Source organism: Pseudonocardia hierapolitana (assembly GCF_007994075.1).
GTDB lineage: Bacteria > Actinomycetota > Actinomycetes > Mycobacteriales > Pseudonocardiaceae > Pseudonocardia > Pseudonocardia hierapolitana.
In genome coordinates this window covers 6,304,607-6,328,702 of the sequence record NZ_VIWU01000001.1, presented here as the reverse complement: position 1 = coordinate 6,328,702, position 24,096 = coordinate 6,304,607, and the positions used below count along the sequence as shown (strand labels likewise).

Below are 24,096 nucleotides of genomic sequence, written 5' to 3'. Positions count from 1 at the left end.
GCTCTGGCGTCGCGCTCACGTTGCGATCACATCGGCTGCCAGGCCCAGCGTGACTACCCCACCTGCGAAGGCTGAACCCGGATCTGTGGGCAGTGGTCCCTATGCGGAAGTTGCGTTGCTACATCTGCTTCGATGCGCGCGCAATCGGCGGCGACCCATGGGCCGAGCGGGCGCCGCCCTTGTCATCGGACGCCATGGCGAGGAGCATCGATTCCCTCGAAGCGGCCTCCAGAACGGGGGTGGCTCTTCGATGACCCCGCTTCTCGCACCCGACGTGGCCCACGGCGACCGGCGGTGTGCTCGAGGATGGCGTGAAGAACCGCGACGCCCGCGGGGCGGCCGCATGCCGCTGCAGCGAGAAGGGACGTGACCCGATGTCCACCACCGCGACGCGCACGGCAACGGACGCCATCGACGGGGCCCCGCAGGCCGGCCGGGAGACCACGCGAAGCGCGATCCGCGGGGCCGCCCGCGAGGTGATGAGCGAGGTCGGCGGTGTCGCGCTCAGGGCCGTGGTCGAGATGGGCGTCTCACAGGTCGGCCGGATGGCCGACCGGCTCGACGCCGTCGCGGAGCGCGGGGGTACCGGCGTACGGGAAGCGCTGACCGGCAAGCCCGCCCCGGCGCGATCGGACCGGAAGCCCGTGCGCCAGGCCGCGAGGGCGGTGCGGGCGCGGGTGGGCGCGGCGTTCAGCCTCGTCGTCACCGCCGCCCTCAGGCTGCTGCAGTTCCTCCAGAGGCTGGCCGCGCAGATGCTCGAGGCACTGCGACGCCTCGCACGGCGGCCCCGTAGGGCACGTCCCGAACCGGAGGCCGGCGCCGACGAGGCGGGTCCGGTGCCGGAGGCAGCGGGCGAGGCCGGCGAGCACCGGGAGCCCCGCCGCGCTCGTACCGCACCACGCGGCGATGCTCCCGGCCCGAGGCGCGACGATCGCTCCGTCCCCGCCCGGCCGACGGTGCGGCGCCGCCGTCCCGCCGTCTCTCCATGATCTCCGCCTCCGATCGTGGGGCGAGTTCGTTGTCGCACACGCCAGGCGCCATTCCCGGCGGGTGCGCAGAATTCTGCCGCCACGACGCTTGACGAAGGTCAGGACCGGGTATTCGAGCGAATCATCCGGGCAGTTGGTGGTTGGAGGTAAAATGACCATCACCGGCATCATCAGCGCGCTACTCGTCGGGATCGTCGTCGGCGCACTCGGCCGACTGGTCGTACCGGGCAAGCAGCACATTCCGATCTGGCTCACGATCGTGGTCGGAATCGTGGCCGCCTTCATCGGCACCGCCCTGGCCAGGTCGCTCGGCATGCCGACCACGACGGATGGCATCGACTGGCTGGAGCTGATCGTGCAGGTGGTGATCGCGGCCATCGGCGTGGCGTTGGTGGCAGGCATGTACGGCCGCCGTCGATCCCGCTTCGGCCTCAGGGGCTGACGAGGACGCCGGTGCGCCCGGGCCGCATCCGGCCCGGGCGCACCGCTGTTCGTTCCTCAGCCGCCCGACGCGCGAAGCGCCTCCTCGACCGTCGGGTACACGCCTCCGAGAGCGAGCAGCCCGCCGGTGGACAGGTGCATCCACGCCGGCCCGGACGCGACGAGCCGCAGGTCGATGTCCGCCCTCTCGGCGCGCTCCGCCACGCACCACAGGCCCTCTGCGCCGCCCCGATCGACGAACGTGACCCCGGTCAGGTCGAGGACCACGACGGCGGGGACCAGAGCCAGCTGCGCGATGACCGCGTCCCGCACAGCCGCCGCGGAATCACCTGTCAGGACTCCGCGCAGGCGCAGGACCCGGGCGTGCTCGTACCTCCGGTCGAGCGTCATGGTCAACCCGGCGCCGGACGCCGTTCCGGTCGCGGTGCGTTTGTCGTCGACGTGCACGTCGGTGCCTCCTCTTCCTACGCGCCCCCGCCGTCAGGTCACTCGTGCTGCCGGGGCAGGAGGTTTCCCAGCGGGCCGAGGTCGATGTTGAGGTCCTCGGCCCGCAGCCCGAAGTGCTCCCGCAGGTCGGCCATGGCCTCGTCCAGCCGCATGAGGCCGAGCCCGAGCCGCTCGACGGTCTCCTCCGGCAGGTCACCGGCCTCGACCCGTCGGAGCGCCTGCCGCTCCATCAGCTGGCGAACGAGCTCGACGATGGTGAGGACGAGCCTGCCCAGGTCGCGGCCGACGGCCTCCGGGTCGAGCTCGAGCCGCTCCGGGACGCTGGTCACGGTTCCACCAGGGTCTGCACGGAGCTGATCAGGGCGCGGAGCGAGACGTGCACCAGATCGACCTCGGCCAGCGAGATGGTGATGTCCCCGCTGATCACGACGCCGCCGGCGAGCAGCCGGTCCAGCAGGTCGACGAGTGCGACGTCGCGGTCGGCCACGACCGTCACGGTTCCTCCAGGGTGGCGAAGGAGTACGGGGCCCACGGCCCGGTCAGCTCCAGGCGCAGCTCCGGCACGTCACGGTCCTCGACGAGCCGCCGCACGGCCGCGGCCCCGGCCTCGTCGACGAGGTACGCGGCGTTGAGCACCATCTGCTCGCGGCGACCGGACAGCCTCGGGTCCTGCGGCTCGTAACGGCGGGTGGCGTCGGCGAGGTCCGAGATCACCCGGTGCACCGCATCCGCCGCCTCCACCGCGGCCCGGAGCCCGCCTGCCGCGCGGTCGCGTTCGGACCGCCGTCGCATCAGGTAGGACGTTCCGGGCTTGGCACCGTCGGCCTCGTCCCGGTCATCGGCCTCAGGGGCGGGCACGGCGTAGGCCTTCACCCCCCACTCGCTCCGCCCGCGGACCCGGTCCAGTGCCCGGTGCAACGCGGAGGCGCGGTCGTGCAGGAGTGCGCGGACGTTCTGGTCGTCGAGGTAGACCGTCGCCATCCGCACGGGCGCGACGGGGCCGGATCGCGCGAGGGAGGCGACCACCTCGTGGTGCGAGCGTGCCACCTTCTCCAGCCACTGCAGGTCCTCCAGGCTGCGTCGCAGCGCCTCCTCGCCGAACCGCTCGGCGTCGACCGAGCTGACCACGGCGGCGAGGCCGTCGGCGACGACACGGCGCACCGGCGCCCCCTCCACGCCGGAGATCGCATGGTCCTGGGCGTCGGCGGCGTCCGCGACGGCGTAGAGGTACACGAGGGTGTCAGTCATCGGCACCGTCCCGCCGGGCGCCGGCTCCGTCGTGCTCGGGCCGGCCCGCCTCGAGGGCGGCGATCCGCTCCCGCAGCGCCTTGTTCTCCTCGGCCAGGTCCCGCTTGCCGATGCTCAGCGTCGGATCGTGCTCCCACCAGTCGATGCCGATCTCACGCGCCTTGTCGACGGACGCGACGAGCAACCGGATCTTGATCGTCAGCAGCTCGATGTCGAGCAGGTTCACCCGGATGTCCCCGGCGATCACGATCCCCTTGTCCAGCACGCGCTCCAGGATGTCGGCGAGGTTCGTCGACTCCTGACGGTGGTCCGGCTGACGGGCGCGGTTGGGTGTGGTCAGTCCGCCCGAGGTCATCGGCACTCCTTGTCCAGCTGTCCTCGCGCGTAGCGGCGCGTTCGGCGGTAGGAGACGAGGCTGCCGTCGCCGTCGAGGCGCACCTCGTAGGTCGCGAGGACGTCGGTCGTGTCCGGGATGCGGTGCGTCTCGACGACCTCGACGCCGACCTGCCAGTCACCGTCGTGACGCTCGACCGAGATGACGCTCTCGGGATGCCGGCCGGTGAACTCCGCGATGTACCGCGCGGCCCTGCGCGCCGCCGCCGGGGCAGGGATGGCACTTCCGTCGTGTTCCTGCTCGCCGGGTTCCTGCTCGCCGTCGTCCTGCTCGTCGCCCTCCGCGGCACCCTCGTCCCGCACGGTCTCCTCGCCCTGCTCCGGGCCGCTGTCCCCGGTCCGCGCGCGCCGTTTGCGGCGTGGTGTCGCCTGCTCGTCATCAGCCATGATCGGCTCCAGAACCGCCGGACGCCCGCCGACCGGCCATCAGACGCTGCAGCAGCTCGTCCTCCAGCTCCGCGCATTCCTGCTCGGAGAGCTCACCGCTGCGGCGGGCCTCGTCGACCCGGTCCAGCTCGGCGCGGATCCGGACCGGGTCGTAGTACTGCTCCTCCGCGTGGTCGCGGATCTGCTCGGCCAGCCACACGACGCCCCGGACGGGCGCCAGCGGCAGGCCGAGCAGACCGGTCAGCAGTCCCACTCATTCCTCCGGGACGAAGTCGTAGGGCGCCAGCGGCCCGAGCAGCCTCAGGCGCACCCGGTCGACGAGGTCCCGGCCCAGATCCTCGACCGCGCCCTCGAACTCCGGCACGCGCTCCCGCTCCACGAGGAAGGCCGCGTTGACCACGTCGTCCGGTTGGCCCGGGGGGTTGGCCACCGCCCGCACCGCGAACGGCTCCAGCCGACGCACCATCTGCGCCCCCTCGGCGTCACGCCGCTCCTGCAGCGCCTCGACCACGAGCTCGCCCAGCCGGACCCGGTCGTAGTAGGAAGCGTCCTCGGGCAGGTCCCGCACCTTCTCCTGCAGAGCCCTGATCTCCGGATCCGCGTCGACCAGCTCACGCAGCACCGGCTCCTGCTCGTAGCGGCCCTTGAGCGTGAACTGCACCCGGCCCTCCAGCTCGCCGAGGACCGCGACGAAGTGGTCGTGGTGCGGGCCGAGCAGCTCCTCCACCACCCCGTCCTCCTCGACGACGGCGGGGAACCGCATCGGGAGGACGGCGGTGGTCGCCGCCACCGTGTCGACCACCGCCTCGTGCGCGAGCAGATCGTCGCGGATGCCGAGCGGGCGTTCGGTCGGCACGTCGCTGACGATCGCGGCGACCTTGCCGTGCGCGATCGTCGAGACCCGGCCGGACGGGCCGAGGCCCTTCAGGTCGTCGGGCAGCTCCGCGTCGGCGCCGACGAGGCCGTAGACGTACGTCGCGCTCATTCCTCGCGCTCCCGGGGACGCTGCCGGGCGGGCCGCCTGCGGGGCGCCTCCTCGCGCTCGGCACGTTCCTGCGGCTCGGCGCGCTCCTCACGCCCGCCGCCGAGCATGTCGCCCACCTTGTCGGCAGCGGCCTCGAGGACCCCGGACGTCTTGCCCTTGGTGCCGCTCTCGGTGACGCCCTCCATCAGCTCCGGCAGGTCCTTGCCGCCCTTGCCCTTGCCGTAGAGGTCCAAGCGGTTCGTCGCCTCGGCGAAGCGCAGGAACGTGTCCACGCTCGCCACGACGATCCGGGCGTCGATGGTGATGAGCTCGATCCCGACCAGGGACACCCGGACGAACACGTCGATGACCAGACCCCGGTCGAGGATGAGCTCGACGACGTCCGCGAGGCTGCTGGAACCGCCGCCGCCCCGCTCCACGTATCCACCGCTGCGGCGCTGTGTCGCCACTGTCATGTGTCATCGCCCCCGTCGTGATCTCGAGGCGGCCACCGGCTCCCTGGCCTCGGCGTCCTCGTCCGGTTCCGCGTCGACGTACTCGTCCTCGAGGTCTGCCTCGTCGACGGGTTCTCCCTCGTCGACGTACTCGTCCTCCTCGCTGTAACCCGCGTCCTCGTCGTACGGCTCCTCCTCGGCCGGCTCCTCCTCGTACTGCTCCTCCTCAGCCCGCTCGTCGGCGGCCTCGCTGCTCTCCTCCGGCTCCTCCGCGCCGGTCTCCTCCTCAGGCTCCGGCTGCTGCGCGCGCTGCTCCTCCTCGAGGGCCTCCTCGTGGGTCTTGACGACCTCGTTGTCGCGGATCTCGCCGCGCCAGCCCTCGACCTCCTCCTGGTGCAGGATCACGTTGGCCATGGCGTGCCGGCGGAAGTGTTGGAACTCGAGCCGGGCGCGCCGGCCCTGCGCGCGCCAGAGGTTGCCGGTCCGCTCGAACAACCCCTGCGGGTGGTACTCGAGGACCATCATCACGCGGGTCAGGTTGGGACCGAGCTCGGTGAAGCTGACCGCCCCGTCGACGTGCCCCTTCGGGCCCTTCGACCGCCAAACGATGTGGGAGTCGGGCACCTGCTCGGCGATCGTCGCCTCCCACGTCCGGTGCGACCAGAAGACCTGCGCCTTCCAGTTCGTCTTCTCGTCGGACTCCTGCTCGACCGACTCGACCTTCTTCATGAAGCTGGGGAAGTCGGCGAACTGGGTCCAGAGGTTGTAGGTCGTGCGCAGGGGCAGGCCGATGTCCTGGTCCTCGCTGATCACGGTGACCTTGAGCTTCTTGCCCTGGCCACCCCCGCCGCCCCCGAAGACGTTGCCGATCTTCTCCTTGAGCGTGGAGAGACCCCGCCTCAGCGCCCCACCTGGCGACCCGCCCTCGCCCTCGGCATCCGTGTCCTCCGTCTGCTCCCGGCGCCTGCCGAGGACCGTTCCGAGTCCCTGCCCCGGGTTCTCGGCGACGTCGGTCAGACGGTCGGACAGGTTGCCGATGCGCTGCGCCGCGTTCTCGGCCGCACTCTGGACCATCAGCCCCAGCAGCCGCTGCCCGGCGTCTTTCAGCGCGTCCGTGGGCAGTGCTTCCTTGAGCCCGGCCCGGTCAGTTCCCTCAGCCATCGCCGTCGTCCCTCCGGGTGCGGGTGGCCCGCGCGGGCTTGCGACCGGTCGCCCTGCCCGTACCCGACGCGGTCCGCTTGACGGCCGCGGACGCCGAGGTCCCCCGGCCGGAGCGGCCTGCGGTGGCCTTGGCAGCCGGGGTTCGGGTCCGGCGAGGAGGTGCCGGTGCTCGTTCCTCGGCGGGCTCCTCGTCCTGCTCGGCGGTCGAGCCGGCGTCGCGCGCGGCCTCGTCCTGCCCGCTCCCGTCCCGGTCGTACTCGTCCCGCTCGTACTCGGCCTCGTCCTCGGCCTGCTGGTCGGTCGCGGGCTCCTCCTCGGCCTTGCCGCGCTGCGGCACTCCGGCGCCTGCGAAGGACTCCACCCGCCGGCCCACCCGGTCGGTGAGCGCCTCGACCTGGCGGCTGGCGACGGCGACGGCGGCACCCTTGCCCGCCTCCAGCAGACGCCCTCGCACCTCGCCCACGAGCCGTGACAACTCCGGCGAGGCCTCGACGAGCTTGCTGCCGCGACTCAGGAGCTCACCCGGTCCGCCGGCGCGCCGACCCGCTGCCATCCCACCCAGCATCAATGCGAGCTTCATTTTCTTGGTTCGTCCGAGTAAATAGCCGCCGGCAACGCCGAGGGCCACTCGTGCCCCACACTTCACTGGATCTCCTCTATCGGTTGTCGGGCGCTCGACCGTTACGCCGTCGCAAAAACATCGGTTCCTGCAATGGGCGCCCCCGATGGCCGCGTCAAGCGATTACCCAGCGGGGTGATCTCACACTCCGCCACGGCAAGATCGCCTGAAATTTAGGCCGTTCGGAGCAGGCGGGACGGCCATCGGCGCGTTCACGCCGCCGCTCCCTCCGCGCAGCGACCGGCGACGGTCACCGGCCTAGCCGCATGATCTTGCGTGCTCGACGCCGGGTGCGCTTCGTCGAGAGGTCCCGCAGCGGGCTCTTCCGCCACCACCTGCGCGCCTGCTTGCGCACGCCCTTCTCGATATCCCGCGACCGCGGGAGCAGCAGGCCGAACCCCACCACGTACAGCCGGAGCGCGACGAGCCCCAGCAGCACGCCGACGGGGAGGAGCAGGATCGTGATGCACAAGACGATCGACAGGACGAGGAGCAGGGAAGCGACGAGCCAGATCAGAACCGCCGCAAGTGATCGGAGCACCCTCATCGATCATCAGCTCCTCGGCCGGCTGCTCGCACAGGGATAGCCGCCTGCCACTGCGCTGAATCGCAGCACCGCCGCTCTCGTCGGCTCTTGCGACGAATGCCGTAGCAGATCCCGGCAGAAGGACGAGTGAATTGCTTTCTCCGGTCAGCGCGAGGCCGCCCGGACCGCGACCCACACGGCGAAGACGATCAGGGCGAGCAGCACGAGGACGACGGTCAGCGGCAGCAGGAGCACCGCGAGGACGAGTGCGGCGATCAAGGCGACCCTGGCCGCCGGGCTCATCGCCGCGACCGCACCCTTGATCGCCCCCCAGACCGGGTTGCTCCCCTGGGCCAGTGCCCTGGCTCCCCCGAGCAGCGCGTTCAGCCGAAGACCTCCTCGAGCGGCCACCTCGTCCAAGGCGCGAGCGAGGCTCTCCACCGCGTCCAGTGCGAGCCCGAACGCCCGGTCGATCAGCGTGGCGAGCAGCTCCCGCAGGCTCGCCTTGAGCTGCTCGGACGCCGTCCGCTCGGTCCGAGCACCCTGCGTGGTCTCCACCATCCGACCCATCCCCTCGTCCGGTCACGCCCGCCTGTGCTCCCGCCGCATACCCGGCACCGGGCGCCTCTACCGATCGTGGTCGGAGGAAGGAGGACGACGCGGCGCGAAGCCTCGGGGTCGGGTCGCGGTGAGGCGATGCAGGGCTGCGTCATCGTGGGCGTCCGTTACAGGAGCAACGCATTGGCAGGAGCTCCGGACGGGAGGTCGGCCACCCGCGCGAACACTCAGGCGCGCACGAGGCAGAACGGGTGCCCGGCCGGGTCGAGGTACACCCGGAACCGATCCGGCGCGGGCTGCACCTCGTGCTTGCGGGCGCCGATCGCCAGCACCCGGCGCTCACCCTCGTCGAGGTCGGGCACGTCGAAGTCGATGTGCAACTGCTGCGGCACCTCCTGGCCGGGCCACTGCGGCGGCCGGTACTCGGACGACACCTTCTGGAATCCGAGCCCGGCGCCGCGGCCGTCGGGCGGGTCGAGCTGGACCCACCCGTCGGAGCCCGCATGCGGGTCGAACGGCCAGCCGGTGATGGCGCTGTAGAAGCGCGCGAGGGCGACCGGATCGGGACAGTCGAGCGCGACGACTCCGAAGCGGGCGATGCCCCCGCCATGCGCGTTCTCCGTGGTGGTCACGCGACGGACGCTAACGGCCGGCACCGACAACCGCTGGAAGCACGCGACCTCGGCGGCGATCACCCATCTCGGGCATGGTGGGGCGATGCGCATCCAGCAGGACACCACGCTCCCGATGAACCTCCAGGTCGAGATCGCTATCCCGAACGAGGCGCGTCACGACGACGCGGGCGCGCAGGCCCAGGTCGTGGTCCGTCCCGCCGGAGGCGATGGCGATCCGGCGGGCTCGGCCCTCCGGTGGTCGTTCAGCCCGGACGAAGCCGAACTGCTGGCGCGTTCGCTGCAGGAGGCGGCCGACAGTGCCCGTGCGATGACCTGAGGCGATGACCCGAGGCGATGACCTGAGGCGATGACCGGGGGCGATGGACCTGAGCGGTACCGGGTGCCGGTCAGCCGCCCAGCGCCAGGCGGTTCACGGTGGCGATCCGGCAGTCCGCGGGCCCGGCCTGCGCCCGCCCGCTGACCTCTCCGCTCGCCTGCGCGCCCGACAGGACGACGGTCTCGCCCGGAGCGACGGTCGTGGCGATCGCGTTGATCTCACCGACGCGGGGACCCGTCTTGTCGTTCACGGTCACGTTGATGTTGTACGACTGCCGCTCGGCCGTGCGGTTCGTGATCTCGAGCGTCGCCTCGGCCGTGACCGCGCCGTCCTGCCGCACGACCGTGCAGTCGCGGAGGGCCACGTCCTGCGAGGCCACGTCGCCGACACCCGTCGTGCCCTCGACCTCCGGCGTCGCCACCTGGGCCGTCAATGCGACGGCGATCGCCCCGGCGCACAGGACCACGCCGATGCCTCCGAGCACCTTGCGCGTGCCGAGGAGTGCGATCGCCCCGAGCAGGACGCCGACCACCGCGAGGCCGATCGTGAGGTACTTCAGCACGACGATCGACGAGCCCACGAGCACGCCGACGACGCCGGCGACGATGCCCACGATCCCGAAGACGAGCGCCGCCCAGGCCAGAGCCACGAACCGCTGCTTCCGCACGAAGATCGGCCGCGGCGGCTCCGCGGCGGGACCGCCGGGCAGCCCCTGCGTCCGGGCCTGCGCCCGGCGGAGCTCCTCGTCGGCGGCCTGCCGGCCGGACACCTGCTCCGGCTGGCCTGCCGCCCGGTACGGCTGGTCCGGGTGCGCCTGCTGCTGCTCGGGGTTCACCGGCCACGGGCGCAGGTGGTGCCCGGGGGCCACCGGCGGGTGCACAGGCTGATGGGGCTGTTGGTGGGGCTCCTGCGGGTACGGCCGTTCCGCGAACGCCGTCTTCTGCGGGGACTGGTGGGGAGCGGTCATCACGAACGTCCGTTCTGCGCTGTGATCTTGCCGTTCATACTCGATCTCTACCGGGAACCGTTACCGACGAGCGCGCCCCAGCGCGCACGACCGCTGCGCCGTCGTCTCGCACGGTGGTCTCTGCGGCCCTGTCATCGATGCGTTCCCCCCGGGGTGGCAAGTGAAGTAGGCGGCGACACTAGCGCGTTGATCATGGAATGGTCACCGAACGTGTGACGACACGTGACAAACGTGGTGTGACGTGCGCCGTTCGGAGCAGTCACGTCGCACCTGGCGTGACTACAGTGGACCGAAGCCGCAACGGCGGCCGAGCAGCCCCGGGCGGTCGCGGCACCGGTCCAGGCGCAGGGCGACCGCAGTGACCCGGAGTGACATGGACGCGAGACGCACGATGCGCGCGGTCCTCCGCGCCGTCACCGCGCTGGCGTCCGCGGCCGCGCTCGTCACCACCGGGTTCGCCTGGTCACTGCACCAGCGGGTCGACACCGCGGTCGTCAGCAGCACCGCGGCCATCCCGACCCCGCGCCCCACGCCACCGGGCGAGCCGTTCACGGCGCTGCTCGTCGGACTCGACGCACGCACCGACGCGCAGGGCGACCCGCTCCCGCCCGCGCTGCTCGACGCGCTGCACGCAGGCCCCGACGAGGGCCAGCTCCACACCGACACGATCATCCTGCTGCACGTGCCCGCCGAACCGGGCGGACGCGTCGTCGCCATCTCCATCCCGCGCGACTCGTACGTGCCGATCGCGGGTGGACGCGGCACCCACAAGATCAATTCCGCGTACCGGCGCGGGATGCAGGGCGCCGAGGAGTCGCTGCGCGCCCAGGGCATCGACGGCCCCGAGCTCGACCGGCGCGCCCGCGAGTCCGGCCGGCGCACGCTGGTCGCCACGGTGGAACAGCTGACCGGTGCCCGGATCGACCACTTCGCCGAGATCGGCATGGCCGGGTTCGTCGAGCTCACCGAAGCGCTCGGGGGCGTGCCGGTCTGCCTGAACGCGCGCGTCCGCGACTCCTACTCGGGGGTCGACCTCCCGGCGGGCCGGCACCTGGTCAGCGGCGCGGGCGCGCTCGCGTTCGTGCGGCAGCGGCACGGGCTCGAGGACGGCGACCTCGACCGCATCGCCCGCCAGCAGGCCTTCGCCGCGGGCCTGGCGCAGCGGGTGCTCGCGCCCGGCACGATCACCGATCCGGCGCGGCTGCAGCGCCTCGTCGACATCGCCACGCGCTACCTCGTGCTGGACAGCGGCTGGGACCTCGACCAGGCGCTCTCCCAGATGCGCCAGGCCTCCACGGAGGCGCTGAGGTTCTACACGATCCCGACCGGCCGCCCTGACCTGCGCACCCCGGCCGACGGCATCGCCGTGCAGATCGACCGCGACGCCGTGCAGGCGTTCGTCGGGCCGCTGCTCGCACCGGCCACCTCGCCCCCGGTGGCGACGCCGGGGCCCACCGGGCCGGACGCGCCACCCACCACCGCCCGCGCCGTGACCGACGACGACCCGATCACCGTGCAGCGGGCCGACGAACCGGAAGCCGGCAGCACGCCGGCCCCGGCGACGAACAGCCCTCCGGTGATCACGGCGGATGGCGTGCCCTGCGTCGACTGACCGGTGCCAGGGGCAGACTGATCTCCCGTGACCGACAGCTTCCCGCGCCGGCAGGCCCGCACCCGTCGCTTCACCCTCGGCGCCCCGCGCGGCATCACCGTCTCCCCCGATGGCGAACGGGTGGTGTTCCTGCGCAGCCGCGGGGGCACAGACCCCGTCACCTGCCTCTGGACGCTGGACCTCGACACCGGCGAGGAACGGCTCGTCGCCGACCCGCGGGAGCTCGAAGGCCCTGCGGACGGCGCCGGTGACGAGGACCTGCCGGCCGAGGAGCGGGCCCGCCGCGAACGCAGCCGGGAGCAGGCGGGCGGCGTGGTCGGGTACGCGGCCGACCGGCCGGTCACCATGGCGGCGTTCGCCCTGTCCGGCCACCTCTACCTCGCGGACTTCGTGGGCGGGATGAGCCCGCGCCTGGTGGACACCCCGGCCGGCGTGATCGACCCGCGGCCGGACCCGCACGGGCTCAAGGTCGCCTTCGTCCGCGACGGGGCGCTGCACGTCCACGACATCACCTCGCGCATCACCACCGCCGTCGCCGAGCCGGACGCCCCCCACGTCACCTACGGCCTCGCCGACTTCGTGGCGGCCGAGGAGATGGGCCGGATGCGGGGGTACTGGTGGGCGCCCGACGGCGAGTCGCTGCTGGTCGCGCGGGTGGACGACGCCGAGGTGCGGCGCTGGCACATCGCCGACCCGGCCAACCCCGAGCGCGTGCCCGCCGCCGTGGCCTACCCCGCTGCGGGCACGCCGAACGCTCGCGTCACGCTCGAGGTGATCGCGCTCGACGGCACGGCCGTGCCCGTGCGGTGGGACACCGGGCGCGACGAGTACCTCGCCGACGCCGTCTGGGACGGCCACGGCCTGCTGATCGTCGTGCAGCCGCGCGACCAGCGGGCCCTGCGGGTGCTCCGCGTCGACCCGGACACCGGGGCCACCACCCCCGTGCACGAGCAGACCGATCCCCTCTGGGTCGACATCGTCCCCGGCGTGCCCGCGCACACCGCCTCCGGCGCGCTCGTGACGGTCGGCAGCGTCGAAGGCGGCATGCGGCTCGTCGTCGACGGGGAGCCGGTGACGCCCACATCGCTGCAGGTGCGCGACGTCGCGGACGTCGACGGCGACGTGGTGCTGTTCCGCGCGAGCGACGACCCCACATCGATCGGCCTCTGGACGTGGGGGCCCGACGGCCTCACCGCCGTCGCACCGGAGCCGGGGGTGCACAGCGGCCGGCTCGTCGGGGGCACGCTCGTCGTCACGCGGCAGGACCTCGACACCGACGGCACGACCACCACCGTCCGCCGGGGCGGGGCCGAGCGCACGATCTCCTCCTTCGCCGACCTCCCCGGCCTCGTCCCGCGGATCACGCTCCTCAGCGCGGGCGAGCGCGCCCTGCGCACGGCCGTGCTGCTCCCGACCGACCACGAGCCGGGCACCCGCCTGCCGGTCCTGATGGATCCCTACGGCGGCCCGCACGCCCAGCGCGTGCTCGCCGCCCGCGGCGCACACCTGACCAGCCAGTGGTTCGCCGATCAGGGATTCGCCGTGGTGGTCGTCGACGGGCGCGGCACCCCGGGGCGCGGCCCGGCGTTCGAGCGCGCGGTCCACGGAGACCTCGCCGGACCGGTGCTGCAGGACCAGGTCGACGCGCTGCACGCGGTGGCCGAGCGCCATCCGGATCTCGACCTCACCCGCGTCGGGATCCGCGGCTGGTCCTTCGGGGGCTACCTCGCCGCGCTCGCGGTGCTGCGCCGACCGGACGTCTTCCACGCGGCCGTGGCAGGCGCCCCGGTCACGGACTGGGCGCTCTACGACACCCACTACACCGAGCGCTACCTGGGCCGCCCGGACACCGACCCGGACGCATACGCCCGCTCGTCGCTGATCGCCGACGCGGCGGCGCTGAGCAGGCCGCTGCTGCTCGTGCACGGTCTCGCCGACGACAACGTGGTGGCCGCCCACACGCTGCGCCTGTCCTCGGCTCTGCTCGCCGCGGGCCGGCCGCACAGCGTGCTCCCGCTGTCGGGGGTCACCCACATGACGCCGCAGGAGGTCGTGGCGGAGAATCTGCTCCTGCTGCAGGTCCAGTTCCTCCGGGAGGCCCTGCGCGTCGGGCCGTGAAGCCCACTCGACCCGTCAGCCGTGGGCCGCGTGGTCGTAGCTGTGGGTCTCCTCCTCGGTGCACCGGCGCCGGGCGACCCGCTCCTGCCGCAGGTCCCGCACGGCGATGACGAGCGCCGCCGTCACCGAGAGCACCGCACCGGAGAGCGCAACCGCGGCGGCGACCTGGTGGTCCTGCCCGGTTGCGCCGAGCACCAGGTAGTACGCGCCGGGCAGCGCAGCGGTGCCGATCGCCGCCCCGACGCGCTGGCCGGTCTGCAGGGCACCTCCTGCCGATCCGGCCATGCGGACCGGCACCTCGCGCAGCGTCAGCGTGATGTTCGGGGAGATCACCAGCCCACCGCCGATCCCCGCCACCAGGAGCGGCACCGCCAGCGCCCCCGCCAGCGACTCGGCCGGCACGACCAGCACCACACCGATCGTCACCAGCAGCCCGATGAGCACGCCGCTCAGCCCGATGACGGTCAACCTGCGGCCGAAGCGCTCGACGAGCCGCCCACCGATCGCGGCCGACACCGCGGACCCGATCGCGAACGCCGTGACCGAGAGACCGGACTGCAGCGGCGTGTAGCCCAGCCCGGACTGCAGGAACAGCGCGAACACCAGCCAGATGCCGGAGAAGCCGAGGAAGTAGACGGCGCCGAGCGCCGCGCCGGTGGCGTATCCGCGCGTGCTGGACAGGAGGCGCAGGTCGAGCAGCGGGGCGCCGTGACGGCGCATCACGCGTCGCTCCCACCGGACGAACAGCGCCGCCGTCCCGACCGCGACGGGGAACAGCCACCACAACCGGGCGAGGCCACCGGCGTCGGCCTCGGCCAGCGGCAGCAGCACGGCGAGCACGGCGCCCGCGAGCAGCAGGCCGCCGACGACGTCGATGTGCCCCGCGCGGCCGGCCGCCGTCCGGGGGATGAGCCGCGCCGCGAGCACGAGCGCGACCACCCCGATGGGCACGTTGACGAGGAAGATCCAGCGCCACCCGTCCACGCCACCCGCCAGTGCGAGGATGACCCCGCCGACGACCGGGCCCACGGCCGTGGAGATCCCGACGGTCGCGCCGAAGAGCCCGAACGCCCTCCCGCGTTCGGCGCCGCTGAAGAGCTGCTGGATCAGCCCGGAGTTCTGCGGCGCCAGCGCGCCCGCCGCGAGGCCCTGCGCGAGCCGGGCCGCCACGAGTAGCCCGATGCTCGGGGCCGCGCCGGCGAGACCGCTGAACAGCACGAACGCCGACAGGGCGCCGAGGAACATCCGCCGCCGCCCCAGCGCGTCGCCCAGCCGTCCCGCCGGCACGAGCGCGAGGCCGAACGTGAGCGCGTACCCGGAGACGACCCACTGCACCGTCGCAGGCTCGGCGCCGAGGCTCTGCTGCAGGGAGGGCAGCGCGACCGAGACGATGCTGACGTCGAGCAGGCTCATGAAGCCCGCGACGAGCGTGACCGACAGCGCCCGCCACCGGTTCGGGTCCGGGGCGTCGGCGACCGGTCGCCCCACGTCAGGCCTGGCCACGAGGCCTGTCTACCCCGCGCCACCCCGTCTGGCACGCTGGGCACGCCCACCCTCAGGAGGAAGAACGTGGCTCTGCAACGACCCGACGTCGACCCGCACGACGGCCCCGCCCCCGCTGACCTGCTGGTCGAGGACCTCAACCCCGGCGTCGGCGCCGAGGCGACCCCGGGTCGCACCGTCGAGGTGCACTACGTCGGTGTGGCGCAGTCCACCGGCGAGGAGTTCGACGCCTCCTGGAACCGCGGCTCGACGTTCCAGTTCCCGCTGGGCGCCGGGCGCGTCATCGCGGGCTGGGACCGCGGCGTGGCCGGGATGAAGGTCGGCGGGCGCCGCAGGCTGGTGATCCCGCCGCACCTGGGCTACGGCGACCGCGGCGCGGGCGGCGCGATCAAGCCCGGCGAGACGCTGATCTTCGTCGTCGACCTCGTGGACGTGCACTGACCCTGAAGCTGCTGCTGATCTCCGACACCCACCTGCCGGTGCGGGCGAAGGACCTGCCCGCACCGGTGTGGTCGGCCGTCGACTCCGCCGACGTCGTGATCCACGCGGGCGACTGGGTGTCGGTCGACCTGCTGGACGCGCTCGAGGCCAGGGCGCGCCGGCTCGTCGGCGTCCACGGCAACAACGACGGCGCCGCGCTGCGGGCCCGGCTGCCCGAGGTGGCGCGGGTCGAGGTGAACGGCGTCCGGTTCGCGGTGGTCCACGAGACCGGCGCCGCCGCCGGCCGCGAACGGCGCTGCGCGCGGGCCTACCCGGACGTCGACGTGCTGGTGTTCGGCCACAGCCACATCCCGTGGGACACCACGGCGGCGACCGGGCTGCGCCTGCTCAACCCCGGCTCCCCCACCGACCGGCGCCGGCAGCCGACCTTCACCTGGATGACGGCCGAGGTCGCCGACGGCGCCCTCCGCAAGGTGGATCTCCACCATCTGCCACCTGGCTGAGGTGGCTCTGCCGTGGTTGAGTGCCCCGGTGAGCCGCGCGAAGACCGTCGAGACGCGGGCCGGGGTGGAGCTGACCAACCTCGACCAGCCGCTCTTCGACGGCGCCGACGCCACCAAGCGCGACCTCGTCGACTACCTCGACGCGGTGCGCGACCGCATCCTGCCCGAGCTGCGGCGGCGACCGCTGTCGGTGATCCGGATCCGGCCGGGGCAGGAGCCGTTCATGCAGAAGAACGTGCCCAAGTACACGCCCGACTGGGTCGAGACCACCACGGTGTGGGCCGAGGCGTCGCGGCGCGAGGTGCGCTACGCGCTGGCGAACGACCGGCGCACGCTGCTGTGGTTCGCCAACCAGCGCTCGGTGGAGTACCACCCCACCCTGATGCGGGTGGGCGAGCCGCACCCCACCTACCTGATCCTCGACCTCGACCCACCTGAGGGCGACGACTTCTCCCACGTGGTCCGGGCGGCGCGCCTCGTGCACCAGGCCCTCACCGACAGCGGGCTCGAGGGCATCGTGAAGACGAGCGGGTCGAAGGGGCTGCACATCTTCGTGCCCCTCGACGAGGGCGTCGGCTTCGAGGACGCCGCTGCGGCCACCCGCGCGCTCGCCGCCCGTGCGGAGCGCGTCGACCCCGACGTCGCCACCACGGCCTACATCAAGGAGGACCGGGGCGGGAAGGTGTTCGTCGACTCCACCCGATCGGGTGGGGCCACCGTGGTGGCGGCCTACAGCCCCCGCGTGCGGCCGGGCGTGCCGGTGTCGTTCCCCGTGGCATGGGACGACCTGGACGGCGTGTCGCCCCGCGACTTCACCGTCCGCACCGCCGTCGACCTCCTCGGCGACGGCGACCCCTGGCACGAGCGGATGCCCGCGCCCCAGAGCCTCCCCGCCGATCTCCTGGAGGAGGGGCACGCGATCCCGATCGCCCGGGTCGCGGCCATGCACGAGGGGAAGCGGCGAGCGCGGGCCCGGCGGCAGTAGGCCCTCCAGCACCACAGCCGAATCTCGTGATCATGGTCTGGCGCTGCTGCCGGGCCATGATCCGATGTATCGGCATAGCGATCTACAGCTGGAGTTCGAGCCTCAGACCACTACCACCGCGCCGCACCGCCGCGCGTCCGCTCCCCCGTCGAGCGCGCCGGTGGCCGGGTCGCGCCGGACGGCCTGGCACCCGCCGAAGAACAGGTTCGGGGCGGCGAACCGCGTGACGGGGTAAGCGGCCGCCTCCAGCGCCACCGCGTCGATCCCCGGCTCGGCGTAGGCGGTCCCCCGCTCCACGTGGATCCGCGGCGCATCCACGGCCCGCTGCGGCGAATCGCCCCGATCGAGCACGTTGACGAGGACCTGCAGCAGGGCGCTGCGGATCCGGCTCGACCCCGCGGAGCCCAGCACGAGCTCGGTGGTGCCGTCGCGGCGGACCACCGTCGGGGCCATCGCCGACGACAGCCGCTCACCGACGCCGTCGGGGACGAACAGGTCGTGCTCGCCGAGCATGTTGTTGAGGTGGACGCCCGTCCCCGGGACGGTCACCCCGGAGCCGGTGCCGTTGGAGCAGGTCACCGAGCACGCCCAGCCCTCGGCGTCGAGCACCGAGGTGTGCGTGGTCGATCCCAGCGCGTCCCCCGGCGCCGGCCCGTTGCGCACCCCCGCTTCGAGGGCCGCGGCGATGCCGGGCGCGTCCGGCGCGTGGCCGGTGGTCTCCAGGTGGGCGAGCGCGCCGACGAGCCGGCTGCCGCCCGCGCTCGGCGGGGGGTTGGTGAAGACCTGGCGCCCGCCGTAGGTGACGCACAGCGGGTTCCGGCGCACGACGCGGTACGCCTCGAGGTCGGCCCGCGTCAGCACGCCGCCGCCGGCGCACACCCGGTCTGCGACGGCGCAGCCGATGTCGCCGGTGTAGAACGGCGCGGCCCCTTCGGCCCCGAGCCGGTCGAGCGCGTCGGCCAGCTCCGGGTCCCGCAGCAGCTCGCCCTCCCGCGGCGGGCGCCCGTCCACCGTGAATCGCGCGGCCGCCTCGGGGGTCGAGCCGACGACGTCCACCAGCAGCTCGAATACGTACGCCTGCATCGCGTTCACCCGCACTCCGGTGCGGGCGAGGCGGGCCGCGGGCGCGGTCAGCTCGGCCAACGGCATCCGGCCGAACTGCTCAGCCGCGGCGGCCACGCCGGCGGGCACCCCGTACGTGGCGCACGAGGAGGCCCCGATCTGGAACACCTGGGTGGTGCCCTCGAACGTCACCAGGACGTCGGTCATCGGGGCGGGGCGCGCATCCGCTCCGCGACCGGGGGTCTCCACGAAGAAGTCGAGGAGCAGCGGCCGCTGCCCGGGCGGCGCGACGAGCATGTAGCCCCCCGCACCCAGCCCGGTGAGCAGCGGCTCCGCCACGAACGACGTGAGGACGGCGGCCACCGCCGCGTCCACGGCGTTGCCCCCGGCCCGCAGGGCAGCCGCGCCGGCCGCCGCCGACGCCGGGTGGCCCGCGGCCACAACGCCCTGTTGGGTCACGGCCGAACGCTGACGCGCTGCCCTCGCCGGGTCAGGAGGTCGGCGGTTCGTCCTCGCCCGACTCCTCCGCCGCGTCGGCCTCCTCCTTCGTGCGGTGCACGGCTCCGGGCGCGTGGTCCGGCGGGCCGTAGACCGTGTACAGGACCAGCGGGTTCGGGCCGGTGTTCACGAAGTTGTGCTTCGTGCCCGCCGGCACGACCACGAGGTCGCCCGCCTCGACGGCCTTCGTCTCGCCGGCCACCCGCGCCTCGGCGGATCCGCTGACGAACGTGAGGATCTGGTCGATCCCCTCGTGCACCTCCTCGCCGATCTCCCCACCGGGAGGGATCGTCATGATCACGAGCTGGGTGTGGTCACCGGTCCAGAGGACGCGGCGGAAGTCGTCACTCCGCTCCGCGACGGAGGCGATGGTGAAGTGATCCATGCCGGATCTGTGCCCCGATCGCGCCCGTTCCACTCGTGCGAGGATGCCCACATGGTCCTGGAGATCGCTGACATCGCCGTGCTGCCGGGCACCGATGAGGAGTTCGCCGCCGCCGTCCGCGAGGGCATCCGGTACGTCTCGGACACGCCGGGCTTCCGCAACGCCCGCCTCACGAAGGGCATCGAGACACCCGGCCGGTTCGTGTTGTTGATCGAGTGGGACAGCGTGGAGGCCCACACCGTCGGCTTCCGGGAGTCGGAGAACTTCGGGCGCTGGCGCGGCCACATCGGCCCGTTCCTGGACGGCGAGCCCCGCGTGGAGCACTTCGACGAGGTGACGCTCCCGGGTCCAGCCGCGCCCTGAGAGCGCACTGAGGACACTACGGACAGGCACCCCGTAACGTCGTCCTGTGCACCCCGCCCGCGGCGCCCGGCCGTCCCCAGTGGCCCCCCTGGCGATCAGCGTCGTGCTCGCGGTCGTGGCAGGTCTGCTGCTGACGGGTGCCGCCCCCGCCGGTGTCGCGGTCGCCGAGGAACGGGTCACCGAGGAACGGGTCACCACATCCGACGGCGTCGAGCTCGACACCTCGCTCTACCTGCCGGCCGTCACCCCGGCCCCTGCGGTGCTGGTGGCCCACGGTTTCGGCGGCAGCAAGGCGTCGGTGGACGCCGACGCCCGCGCGCTCGTCGCCAGCGGGTTCGTGGTGCTCACCTGGTCGGCGCGCGGTTTCGGCACGAGCACCGGGCAGATCGCGCTCGACTCCCCCGACCACGAGGTGGCCGACGCGCGGGCGCTCGTCGACCGGCTCGCCACCCTCCCCGAGGTCCAGCAGGACGGGCCGGGCGACCCGCGCGTCGGCGTCACCGGCGCCTCGTACGGCGGGGCACTCGCGCTGCTGCTGGCCGGGTACGACCCGCGCGTCGACGCCCTCGCCCCGGTGATCACCTGGAACGACCTCGGTCAGGCGCTGTTCCCGAACACCGCCACCGCGACCCCGCCCCCTGCCGACACCCCCGCCGGGGGCGTCGCCGCACCCGACGGGGTGTTCAAGAGCGGCTGGGCGGGGATGCTCTTCTCCGCCGGGAGCGACCCGTCCGACGGCGACCCGTCCACCGGTACCCCGGCCACCGGCGTGAACCCCTGCGGCCGGTTCACCGCCGAGATCTGCGCCGCCTACACCGAGGCCGCGACCACCGGCCGGCTCTCCCCCGCCACGGCCGAGCTGCTGCGCCGCTCCTCGCCCGCCACCGTCGCCGGGCGCATCACAGCGCCGACCCTGCTCGTGCAGGGTGAGCAGGACACCCTGTTCGGCCTCGACCAGGCCGACGCGACCGCCCGGCAGATCGCGGCGGCAGGTGGCCGGGTGAAGGTGGAGTGGTTCGCGGGCGGCCACGACGGTGCCGCGCCGGGTGTGGCCGTCCGAGACAGCATCCGCGACTGGTTCGGCTTCCACCTCGCCGGCACCGGCGACGACCCGGGCACCGGCTTCTCCTACGTCGTGCAGAGCGGCGTCCGCGCCGGCGCGAACACGCCCACCAGCCGCACCCTCGCCGCACCCGCCTACCCGGGCCTGCCGGGCACCGCCCCGCTCCTCACCACGCCGCTGCCACTCGACGGCGGCCCGCGGCAGGTCGTCCACCCGGCGGGCGGCCACCCGGCGGCGATCACCTCGCTGCCCGGGATCGGCGGCGCGCTCGGCTCCGTCGCCGGCCGGATCTCCGCGTTCGCGGCCGACCCGGCGGGCCAGTCGGCCACCTTCCGCACGGAACCGCTCGCGGCCTCGCTCCTCGTGGCGGGCACCCCGCGGGTGCAGGTGAGCGTCTCGCGCGTGCCGGGCCAGCCCGCACCCGCCGAGGCCGTGCTGTTCGCCCGGATCACCGAGCTCGCGCCGGACGGGCGGCGCACACTGCTCGGCGGCGCGGTCGCCCCGATGCGCGTGCCGGTGCCCGCCGACGGGACGCCCGTGACGGTCACGGTGGCGCTGCCCGGCGTGGTGGCGCCCGTCGAGTCCGGCAACCAGCTCGCCGTCTCCATAGCGACCACCGACCAGGGCTTCACCGGCCCGGTCGAGCCCGCGGTCTGGCAGGTCGGGGTGACCGGAGATCTGACCGTGCCGGTCGTGCCGGGCACCAGCGCCACCGCCTCCACCGTGCCGCTCGGGCCGCTCCTCGGCATCGTGGCGGCACTGGCCGTCGCCGTACTCGGCTGGGCGCTCGCCCGGCTGCGCCGCAGGCGCGACACCGCGCAGCCGGCGGACGGCGACGGCCCCCCGCTGGTCGTCACCGGGCTCGCCAAGACCTACGCCGGCGGCTTCCAGGCGGTGAAGGACGTCTCGTTCACCGTGGAGAAGGGGATCGTGCTGGGCCTGCTCGGACCCAACGGCGCAGGCAAGACCACCGTGCTGCGCATGCTCATGGGCCTGGTGCGCCCCACCGCCGGCACGATCAGCGCGTTCGGGCAGCCGATCGGGCCGGGATCTCCGGTGCTGGCGCGCATCGGGGCGTTCGTCGAGGGCCCCGGCTTCCTCCCGCACCTGTCCGGCCGCGACAACCTGCGCCTCTACTGGGCGGCCACCGGTCGCCCCGCCGCCGACGCGCACATCGAGGAGGCGCTCGAGATCGCCGAGCTCGGCGCGGCGCTCGACCGCCGGGTGGGCACGTACAGCCAGGGCATGCGCCAGCGGCTCGCCATCGCGCAGGCCATGCTCGGGCTCCCCGACCTGCTGGTGCTCGACGAGCCGACCAACGGGCTCGACCCGCCCCAGATCTCGACGATGCGCGACGTCCTGCGCCGCTACGCCGCGCGGGGCCGGACGGTCGTGGTGTCGAGCCACCTGCTCGCCGAGGTGGAACAGACGTGCACCCACGTCGTCGTGATGCACCGCGGCGAGGTGGTGGCCGACGGCACGGTCGAGGAGATCATCGCGGGCGGCGGTGCCGCCACGTTCACCGTCGACGCACCGGAGCGCGCGGCATCCGTGCTCTCCGACCTCGCAGGCGTCCGCTCCGTCGAGGTGATCGACGGAGGCGTGCACGCCGAGCTGAACGGCACGCCTCGCGGCGCGGCGGTGCGAGCGCTCGTCACCGCGGGGGTCGAGGTGACGGCGGCCGGCCCGCGCCGGCGCCTCGAGGACGCGTTCCTGCAGCTCGTCGGGGAGGACCGCACGCCATGACCGAGTCCACAGCGACCGGACCCACAGCGGCCGGACCCACAGCGGCCGGACCCGCGACCCGGAGGAAGCCACCCTCGCCGGTGACCCGCCGCCCCTTCCGTCCCGAGCGGACGCTGCCGTTGCGGGTCGAGCTGGAACGCCAGCTGCGCCGCCGCCGGACGCAGGTGGTGTTCGGCCTGGTCGTGCTGCTGCCGGTGCTGCTGTGGGTGGCGTTCGAGCTGGCCCCCGACGCGCCGCCCACCGGCTCGCTCACGCTCGTCGACCTCGCCACCAGCAGCGGGCTGAACTTCACCGTGTTCGCGATGTTCGCCTCGTCGTCGTTCCTGCTGGTCGTGGTCGTGGCGCTGTTCTTCGGCGACACGGTGGCGGCCGAGGCGTCCTGGTCGAGCCTGCGCTACCTGCTCGCGGCTCCGGTGCCGCGAGCGCGCCTGCTGCGGCAGAAGGCCGTGGTGGCGGCAGCGCTGTCGCTGGCGGCCCTGCTCCTGCTGCCGGTCGTGTCGCTCGTCGTGGGCACACTCGCCTACGGCGCGGGCGACATGGTGAGCCCGACGGGCGTCTCGCTCGACTACGGGCCCGGCACCGTCAGGGTCCTGTCCGGCGCGGTGTACCTCGCGGTGCACCTGAGCTGGGTGGCGGCGCTCGCACTGCTGCTGTCGGTGTCGACCGACGCCCCGCTCGGCGCCGTCGGTGGGGCGGTGATGGTGTCGATCGTGTCGCAGATCCTCGACCAGATCACCGCGCTGGAAGGGCTGCGCGACTTCCTGCCCACGCACTTCGACGACGCGTGGTCGGGCCTGCTCGGCGACCCGGTGGACTGGAACGGCATGACACGGGGCGCGCTGTCGGCGTCGATCTACGCACTGGTTCTCGGCGCGTTGGCGATCTGGCGCTTCCAGCGCAAGGACATCACGAGCTGAGGGCCCGCCCCTGGCTGCAGTTCACGGTGCCCCGAGCAGGCCGGACACCGACAGCGAGGCCCCGGCCACGAGCAGGACGACGCCCACCGGCGCCACCAGCCGCGCTCCTCGGCGGGCCGTCTTCTCGATCAGCATCACCGCGGTGAGCCCGACCATCCAGACGAGGCTGCCGATGCCGGTCCCGATCATCACGAGCATCAGCGCCCAGCAGCAGCCCAGGCACGACACGCCGTGCCTCAGGCCGAGCCGCCAGGCACCTGCGGCACCGCGGCGGTAGTTCAGCCAGAGGAACTCGACCGGGTTGCGGCACGCCGTCAGGCAGGCGTTCTTCAGCGGACTGAACTGGAAGGCGCCCGCCAGCACGAGCGTCGCGCCGAGCAGGAAATCCGGCCGGGCCGCGAGCCACGCCCACGCGGCCACCAGCGCTTGCACCGCCTGGTCGGCGAGCAGCGCGAGCACGGCGAACGCGGTCCACACGGCGAGGTAGCCGGCCAGGAAGGTCAGTCGCGCGGCCGTCGGGCCGGGGGCCCGCGCGGTCACCACGCCGAACAGCCGCACCATCGGCACGACGGTCGGCAGCATCATCGCGCCGATCATGACCAGCCAGACGGCGAGGATCGCCCCGAGCCGCAGCGGCCCCGTCGAGCGTTCGAGCACGGCGCCGTGATGCCCCACCCCGCCCGTGCCGGCGACGAGCCACACGGTGCCCACCCAGCAGACGCCCGCAACGACCCAGAGGGCGACCCCCGGGTCGCGGCGGGCGCGTACCGCCGCGGAAGCGATGCCCGGCACGA

30 protein-coding genes are annotated in these 24,096 nt (G+C 73.4%); 11 read left to right on the top strand and 19 right to left on the bottom strand.

Annotated elements, in window-relative coordinates:
- Window positions 1–374 precede the first annotated feature (374 nt).
- Window positions 375–989, top strand: a complete 615-nt coding sequence (locus FHX44_RS30235) for a hypothetical protein (protein ID WP_147258892.1) — start codon at window positions 375–377, stop codon at window positions 987–989.
- 151 nt (window positions 990–1,140) lie between these two features.
- A complete protein-coding gene (locus tag FHX44_RS30230) occupies window positions 1,141–1,431 on the top strand; it encodes a GlsB/YeaQ/YmgE family stress response membrane protein (protein WP_147261586.1) in 291 nt (96 codons plus the stop codon).
- A gap of 56 nt (window positions 1,432–1,487) precedes the next feature.
- On the opposite strand, the gene FHX44_RS30225 is transcribed toward FHX44_RS30230, so the two are convergent.
- The 14 genes from FHX44_RS30225 to FHX44_RS30160 form a co-directional block, all read right to left on the bottom strand.
- On the bottom strand, window positions 1,488–1,877 hold the full coding sequence (locus FHX44_RS30225) for an STAS domain-containing protein (protein WP_147258891.1): 390 nt from the start codon (window positions 1,875–1,877) through the stop codon (window positions 1,488–1,490).
- A gap of 38 nt (window positions 1,878–1,915) precedes the next feature.
- Window positions 1,916–2,206, bottom strand: a complete 291-nt coding sequence (locus FHX44_RS30220) for a gas vesicle protein K (protein ID WP_147258890.1) — start codon at window positions 2,204–2,206, stop codon at window positions 1,916–1,918.
- The gene (locus FHX44_RS30215; protein WP_212612715.1) at window positions 2,203–2,373 is read right to left on the bottom strand and encodes a gas vesicle protein; all 171 of its coding nucleotides are present in this window, start codon (window positions 2,371–2,373) and stop codon (window positions 2,203–2,205) included. The genes FHX44_RS30220 and FHX44_RS30215 overlap by 4 nt, the downstream gene beginning before the upstream one ends.
- Window positions 2,370–3,125, bottom strand: coding sequence for a GvpL/GvpF family gas vesicle protein (locus FHX44_RS30210; protein WP_147258888.1), 756 nt, complete (start codon window positions 3,123–3,125; stop codon window positions 2,370–2,372). The genes FHX44_RS30215 and FHX44_RS30210 overlap by 4 nt, the downstream gene beginning before the upstream one ends.
- Window positions 3,118–3,480: a gas vesicle protein gene (locus FHX44_RS30205; protein WP_147258887.1), complete on the bottom strand. Its 363-nt coding sequence runs from the start codon at window positions 3,478–3,480 to the stop codon at window positions 3,118–3,120. Before FHX44_RS30205 ends, FHX44_RS30210 begins: the two co-directional genes overlap by 8 nt.
- A complete protein-coding gene (locus FHX44_RS44050; protein ID WP_147258886.1) occupies window positions 3,477–3,905 on the bottom strand; it encodes a gas vesicle protein GvpO in 429 nt (142 codons plus the stop codon). The genes FHX44_RS30205 and FHX44_RS44050 overlap by 4 nt, the downstream gene beginning before the upstream one ends.
- Entirely contained in the window at window positions 3,898–4,158 is a 261-nt protein-coding gene (locus FHX44_RS30195) for a gas vesicle protein GvpG (protein WP_147258885.1), read from the bottom strand. The genes FHX44_RS44050 and FHX44_RS30195 overlap by 8 nt, the downstream gene beginning before the upstream one ends.
- Window positions 4,159–4,890 (bottom strand): GvpL/GvpF family gas vesicle protein, encoded by a 732-nt coding sequence (locus FHX44_RS30190; RefSeq protein ID WP_147258884.1) that lies wholly within the window; start codon window positions 4,888–4,890, stop codon window positions 4,159–4,161.
- Window positions 4,887–5,345 (bottom strand): gas vesicle protein GvpJ, encoded by a 459-nt coding sequence (gvpJ, locus tag FHX44_RS30185; protein WP_147258883.1) that lies wholly within the window; start codon window positions 5,343–5,345, stop codon window positions 4,887–4,889. Before gvpJ ends, FHX44_RS30190 begins: the two co-directional genes overlap by 4 nt.
- Window positions 5,346–5,348: 3 nt before the next feature.
- On the bottom strand, window positions 5,349–6,485 hold the full coding sequence (locus FHX44_RS30180) for an SRPBCC family protein (RefSeq protein ID WP_212612714.1): 1,137 nt from the start codon (window positions 6,483–6,485) through the stop codon (window positions 5,349–5,351).
- Window positions 6,478–7,038, bottom strand: coding sequence for a hypothetical protein (locus FHX44_RS30175; RefSeq protein WP_147258882.1), 561 nt, complete (start codon window positions 7,036–7,038; stop codon window positions 6,478–6,480). The genes FHX44_RS30180 and FHX44_RS30175 overlap by 8 nt, the downstream gene beginning before the upstream one ends.
- A 316-nt stretch (window positions 7,039–7,354) precedes the next feature.
- The gene (locus FHX44_RS30170; protein ID WP_147258881.1) at window positions 7,355–7,645 is read right to left on the bottom strand and encodes a hypothetical protein; all 291 of its coding nucleotides are present in this window, start codon (window positions 7,643–7,645) and stop codon (window positions 7,355–7,357) included.
- Between the two features lie 150 nt (window positions 7,646–7,795).
- The gene (locus tag FHX44_RS30165; RefSeq protein ID WP_147258880.1) at window positions 7,796–8,191 is read right to left on the bottom strand and encodes a hypothetical protein; all 396 of its coding nucleotides are present in this window, start codon (window positions 8,189–8,191) and stop codon (window positions 7,796–7,798) included.
- Between the two features lie 224 nt (window positions 8,192–8,415).
- A complete protein-coding gene (locus FHX44_RS30160; RefSeq protein WP_246170669.1) occupies window positions 8,416–8,820 on the bottom strand; it encodes a VOC family protein in 405 nt (134 codons plus the stop codon).
- 85 nt (window positions 8,821–8,905) lie between these two features.
- On the opposite strand from FHX44_RS30160, the gene FHX44_RS30155 reads away from it, so the two are divergent.
- Complete coding sequence (locus FHX44_RS30155) at window positions 8,906–9,139, top strand: hypothetical protein (protein WP_147258879.1); 234 nt, start codon at window positions 8,906–8,908, stop codon at window positions 9,137–9,139.
- A gap of 70 nt (window positions 9,140–9,209) precedes the next feature.
- Here the strand turns inward: FHX44_RS30155 and FHX44_RS30150 are convergent, their stop codons facing one another.
- The gene (locus FHX44_RS30150) at window positions 9,210–10,106 is read right to left on the bottom strand and encodes a hypothetical protein (RefSeq protein WP_147258878.1); all 897 of its coding nucleotides are present in this window, start codon (window positions 10,104–10,106) and stop codon (window positions 9,210–9,212) included.
- A gap of 373 nt (window positions 10,107–10,479) precedes the next feature.
- Here FHX44_RS30150 and FHX44_RS30145 point away from each other — a divergent pair, with 373 nt between their 5' ends.
- Together FHX44_RS30145 and FHX44_RS30140 are read left to right on the top strand one after the other, a co-directional pair.
- Window positions 10,480–11,718: an LCP family protein gene (locus tag FHX44_RS30145; protein ID WP_147258877.1), complete on the top strand. Its 1,239-nt coding sequence runs from the start codon at window positions 10,480–10,482 to the stop codon at window positions 11,716–11,718.
- A 27-nt stretch (window positions 11,719–11,745) separates the two neighbouring features.
- A complete protein-coding gene (locus FHX44_RS30140) occupies window positions 11,746–13,836 on the top strand; it encodes a S9 family peptidase (RefSeq protein ID WP_147258876.1) in 2,091 nt (696 codons plus the stop codon).
- Between the two features lie 15 nt (window positions 13,837–13,851).
- On the opposite strand, the gene FHX44_RS30135 is transcribed toward FHX44_RS30140, so the two are convergent.
- Entirely contained in the window at window positions 13,852–15,249 is a 1,398-nt protein-coding gene (locus FHX44_RS30135; RefSeq protein WP_147261583.1) for an MFS transporter, read from the bottom strand.
- Window positions 15,250–15,405: 156 nt separating this feature from the next.
- Here FHX44_RS30135 and FHX44_RS30130 point away from each other — a divergent pair, with 156 nt between their 5' ends.
- Genes FHX44_RS30130 through ligD form a run of 3 tightly spaced genes read left to right on the top strand, consistent with a single transcriptional unit; the run spans window position 15,406 to window position 17,268 of the window.
- Window positions 15,406–15,780, top strand: a complete 375-nt coding sequence (locus FHX44_RS30130) for an FKBP-type peptidyl-prolyl cis-trans isomerase (protein ID WP_147258875.1) — start codon at window positions 15,406–15,408, stop codon at window positions 15,778–15,780.
- Between the two features lie 2 nt (window positions 15,781–15,782).
- Window positions 15,783–16,283: a metallophosphoesterase family protein gene (locus FHX44_RS30125; RefSeq protein ID WP_147258874.1), complete on the top strand. Its 501-nt coding sequence runs from the start codon at window positions 15,783–15,785 to the stop codon at window positions 16,281–16,283.
- Between the two features lie 28 nt (window positions 16,284–16,311).
- Window positions 16,312–17,268, top strand: coding sequence for a non-homologous end-joining DNA ligase (ligD, locus tag FHX44_RS30120; RefSeq protein WP_147258873.1), 957 nt, complete (start codon window positions 16,312–16,314; stop codon window positions 17,266–17,268).
- Between the two features lie 102 nt (window positions 17,269–17,370).
- Here the strand turns inward: ligD and FHX44_RS30115 are convergent, their stop codons facing one another.
- On the bottom strand, window positions 17,371–18,789 hold the full coding sequence (locus FHX44_RS30115; protein ID WP_147258872.1) for a gamma-glutamyltransferase: 1,419 nt from the start codon (window positions 18,787–18,789) through the stop codon (window positions 17,371–17,373).
- 31 nt (window positions 18,790–18,820) lie between these two features.
- A complete protein-coding gene (locus FHX44_RS30110) occupies window positions 18,821–19,213 on the bottom strand; it encodes a cupin domain-containing protein (protein ID WP_147258871.1) in 393 nt (130 codons plus the stop codon).
- Window positions 19,214–19,264: 51 nt separating this feature from the next.
- On the opposite strand from FHX44_RS30110, the gene FHX44_RS30105 reads away from it, so the two are divergent.
- From FHX44_RS30105 to FHX44_RS30095, 3 genes are read left to right on the top strand one after another with little or no spacing between them, the layout of a single operon-like run.
- Complete coding sequence (locus FHX44_RS30105; RefSeq protein ID WP_147258870.1) at window positions 19,265–19,576, top strand: antibiotic biosynthesis monooxygenase family protein; 312 nt, start codon at window positions 19,265–19,267, stop codon at window positions 19,574–19,576.
- A 46-nt stretch (window positions 19,577–19,622) separates the two neighbouring features.
- A complete protein-coding gene (locus FHX44_RS30100; RefSeq protein WP_170309095.1) occupies window positions 19,623–22,385 on the top strand; it encodes an alpha/beta fold hydrolase in 2,763 nt (920 codons plus the stop codon).
- Entirely contained in the window at window positions 22,382–23,302 is a 921-nt protein-coding gene (locus FHX44_RS30095) for an ABC transporter permease (RefSeq protein WP_147258869.1), read from the top strand. The genes FHX44_RS30100 and FHX44_RS30095 overlap by 4 nt, the downstream gene beginning before the upstream one ends.
- A 21-nt stretch (window positions 23,303–23,323) precedes the next feature.
- Here the strand turns inward: FHX44_RS30095 and FHX44_RS30090 are convergent, their stop codons facing one another.
- Window positions 23,324–24,094, bottom strand: a complete 771-nt coding sequence (locus FHX44_RS30090; RefSeq protein ID WP_212612713.1) for a DUF2182 domain-containing protein — start codon at window positions 24,092–24,094, stop codon at window positions 23,324–23,326.
- Between the last annotated feature and the right edge of the window lie 2 nt (window positions 24,095–24,096).

What these genes read in the sequence shown, in the direction of transcription:
- FHX44_RS30145 (WP_147258877.1), top strand. Translation starts at nt 10,480, where the DNA reads ATGGACGCGAGACGCACGATGCGCGCGGTCCTCCGCGCCGTCACCGCG.
- FHX44_RS30095 (WP_147258869.1), top strand. Translation starts at nt 22,382, where the DNA reads ATGACCGAGTCCACAGCGACCGGACCCACAGCGGCCGGACCCACAGCG.
- FHX44_RS30205 (WP_147258887.1), bottom strand. Translation starts at nt 3,480, where the DNA reads ATGACCTCGGGCGGACTGACCACACCCAACCGCGCCCGTCAGCCGGAC.
- FHX44_RS30235 (WP_147258892.1), top strand. Translation starts at nt 375, where the DNA reads ATGTCCACCACCGCGACGCGCACGGCAACGGACGCCATCGACGGGGCC.
- FHX44_RS30150 (WP_147258878.1), bottom strand. Translation starts at nt 10,106, where the DNA reads ATGACCGCTCCCCACCAGTCCCCGCAGAAGACGGCGTTCGCGGAACGG.
- FHX44_RS30155 (WP_147258879.1), top strand. Translation starts at nt 8,906, where the DNA reads ATGCGCATCCAGCAGGACACCACGCTCCCGATGAACCTCCAGGTCGAG.
- FHX44_RS30165 (WP_147258880.1), bottom strand. Translation starts at nt 8,191, where the DNA reads ATGGTGGAGACCACGCAGGGTGCTCGGACCGAGCGGACGGCGTCCGAG.
- FHX44_RS30230 (WP_147261586.1), top strand. Translation starts at nt 1,141, where the DNA reads ATGACCATCACCGGCATCATCAGCGCGCTACTCGTCGGGATCGTCGTC.
- FHX44_RS30110 (WP_147258871.1), bottom strand. Translation starts at nt 19,213, where the DNA reads ATGGATCACTTCACCATCGCCTCCGTCGCGGAGCGGAGTGACGACTTC.
- FHX44_RS30190 (WP_147258884.1), bottom strand. Translation starts at nt 4,890, where the DNA reads ATGAGCGCGACGTACGTCTACGGCCTCGTCGGCGCCGACGCGGAGCTG.
- gvpJ (WP_147258883.1), bottom strand. Translation starts at nt 5,345, where the DNA reads ATGACAGTGGCGACACAGCGCCGCAGCGGTGGATACGTGGAGCGGGGC.
- FHX44_RS44050 (WP_147258886.1), bottom strand. Translation starts at nt 3,905, where the DNA reads ATGGCTGATGACGAGCAGGCGACACCACGCCGCAAACGGCGCGCGCGG.
- FHX44_RS30105 (WP_147258870.1), top strand. Translation starts at nt 19,265, where the DNA reads ATGGTCCTGGAGATCGCTGACATCGCCGTGCTGCCGGGCACCGATGAG.
- FHX44_RS30135 (WP_147261583.1), bottom strand. Translation starts at nt 15,249, where the DNA reads ATGAGCCTGCTCGACGTCAGCATCGTCTCGGTCGCGCTGCCCTCCCTG.
- FHX44_RS30210 (WP_147258888.1), bottom strand. Translation starts at nt 3,125, where the DNA reads ATGACTGACACCCTCGTGTACCTCTACGCCGTCGCGGACGCCGCCGAC.
- FHX44_RS30175 (WP_147258882.1), bottom strand. Translation starts at nt 7,038, where the DNA reads ATGGCAGCGGGTCGGCGCGCCGGCGGACCGGGTGAGCTCCTGAGTCGC.
- FHX44_RS30180 (WP_212612714.1), bottom strand. Translation starts at nt 6,485, where the DNA reads ATGGCTGAGGGAACTGACCGGGCCGGGCTCAAGGAAGCACTGCCCACG.